We start from the raw sequence: 2123 nt of genomic DNA, 5'->3' as shown, positions 1-2123 counted from the left end.
AAGCTCTTATTTGTTTAAGGTATGCCTGAAACTCTTTTTCATTTAATTTTGACATTATAATTCCTCCTTAAATTTTATTTAATTTATGTTTGAATTGCTTGTTAAATTATTATCTAAACTTGATAACAAAACAAGTATAGCAAAATCTTTCTGAATATTCTAATAGTTATTTAATGAAATCAATAGATTATCTGCATGTATTTATTATATAATCACAAATATTATTTAAAATAAAAATAATATTAATTTTGTTGTTATTAGTTTTTGGGGAAGAATGGCAATAGCTCAATTTATAATCCTTAAGCAGTACTGCCGTTTCTACCATGTCTTAATTGTTTTCTAATTCTTCTTTATGTTGTACTGGAATAATTTTTGCCGCTAAAGCTAAAATAGAACCTACAATACATATGCCTCCACATATCCATAATGCATAACCATACGCAGTTGCGTTGCTTGCGCCAGCTTTAAGACCAGCATCAACTACAATACCAGTTATTGTTGGTGCAAGGACTCCAGCAATAGCACCAAGAACTCCTGCGAGACCAGCGTAAACACCAGCAAGTGTTGAACAGATAGCAGGTGCTACAGAAAAATACCCACCCATAGTAAGACAAAGAAATCCATAAGATGCGGATACAGCTACAATTACAAGGGTTGGATCAGTTGCATTGGCCCCTAAGAAAATAAGAACACCAGCACCGATCATTCCAACTACCTGCACAAGTTTTCGTCCAATTTTGTTTCCAAATTTATTAGAAGCTGCATCTGCTACAAATCCACCTATAAAGTAAGTAAAGAAACCTACAATATAAGGAGTTGCTCCAGCGCTAATCTTCATGCCACGGCCTATAATAAAATAATTTGGAAGCCATGTAGTACAAAAGAAATACATATAAGTTGCACATGCATAAGACAAACACATTAACCATACAGCAGGAGTTCTCATAACATCCACTTTTGTAATGTTTGAATTTGTTACCTCTGCCTTAACCTCTTGCTTCTGAATATATGCAAGTTCTGCTTGATTAACTTTTTTGTGTTTAGATGGATCAGATTTGCCAATAAATGCCCAGATAATACACCATAGTGGGAAGAAAATTGCGTATACGTAAAATAATTTATGCCAACCAATAATTGGGAGTAAAGCTGCTGCCAAATACATATTAATAGCAGAACCTAATGGGCATCCTGCCTGTACCAAACCACATGCAATACCAGATTCTTTCTTTGCAGCCCATTTACCCAGATTAGACATTGCACCAGGAACAATACCGCCCTGTGAGAAACCTTCAAATGCACGAATTACAATCATAAGTCCAATAGAAGTTCCAATGATAGGTGTTAAGAAAGTAAATAATCCAGCCAATAACAAACTGACAATTAGTACCTTTGAAGCTCCGTACTTATCCGAAATAGCACCCGATGGTATCATAGAAATCATATATCCAATAAAAAATGCAGTGGAAGCATATCCAAACTGTGTAGATGTCCAACCAAACTCCTTCATAATAGCAGGTCCAGATACTGAAAATACAGTTCTACCCAGGAACATTACCATAAAAGAAAGTGACAGTCCAGATGCTACTATCCACCGTACGTTCGTTTTTTTCTCACTGATCATATTTGTATTAATCATAAAAAAATCCCCCTAAATTATTTATTATATAAATTATAATAAAATATTAATAAAATTTAGCATACATATTATCAATAGGATTTGTTTTTTTACTTCTTAGAAAACGAACCTGTTCTTGAATTTATTTCAAGTCTTCCTCAAGAGCCGGCTCTTTTGTAAACAGTTACATTTTACATTAAAAATTAATTTATCTGGAATACAATCATAACTATTCTAAAATTATCTACCACAAGAATCATTTAAAAATATTACTAAATTACGCCACCGCTTGCAATAAGCTTTCTAGAAATTGTTAATCTTTGAACTGTTCTAGGTCCTTCTTCTAACCACATTGCACGACAGTCACGGTACATTCTTTCAAGTGGTCCATAAGGATTGTCCTCAAAGTATCCAATCCCAGCAAATATCTCAAGGCAAAAGTCAGATACTAATTTAACAGTGTTGATACTGTGAAGTTTACACATAGCTGCTTTCATTTCAATATCTT

Annotated in this window: 2 protein-coding genes; both read right to left on the bottom strand. The window is 33.6% G+C overall.

Annotation, left to right across the window (positions count from 1 at the left end):
• Positions 1 to 328: 328 nt before the first annotated feature.
• Positions 329 to 1636, bottom strand: coding sequence for an MFS transporter (locus KPL54_RS25620; RefSeq protein WP_216109302.1), 1308 nt, complete (start codon positions 1634 to 1636; stop codon positions 329 to 331).
• Positions 1637 to 1887: 251 nt separating this feature from the next.
• Positions 1888 to 2123: acyl-CoA dehydrogenase family protein (locus tag KPL54_RS25615; RefSeq protein ID WP_290444471.1), on the bottom strand; the 236-nt coding region annotated here is incomplete at its 5' end.

Source organism: Clostridium estertheticum (genome assembly GCF_018861295.1).
GTDB classification, from domain to species: domain Bacteria; phylum Bacillota; class Clostridia; order Clostridiales; family Clostridiaceae; genus Clostridium_AD; species Clostridium_AD estertheticum_D.
This window is presented reverse-complemented; position numbering and strand designations above follow the sequence as displayed.

What these genes read in the sequence shown, in the direction of transcription:
- KPL54_RS25620 (WP_216109302.1), bottom strand. Translation starts at nt 1,636, where the DNA reads ATGATTAATACAAATATGATCAGTGAGAAAAAAACGAACGTACGGTGG.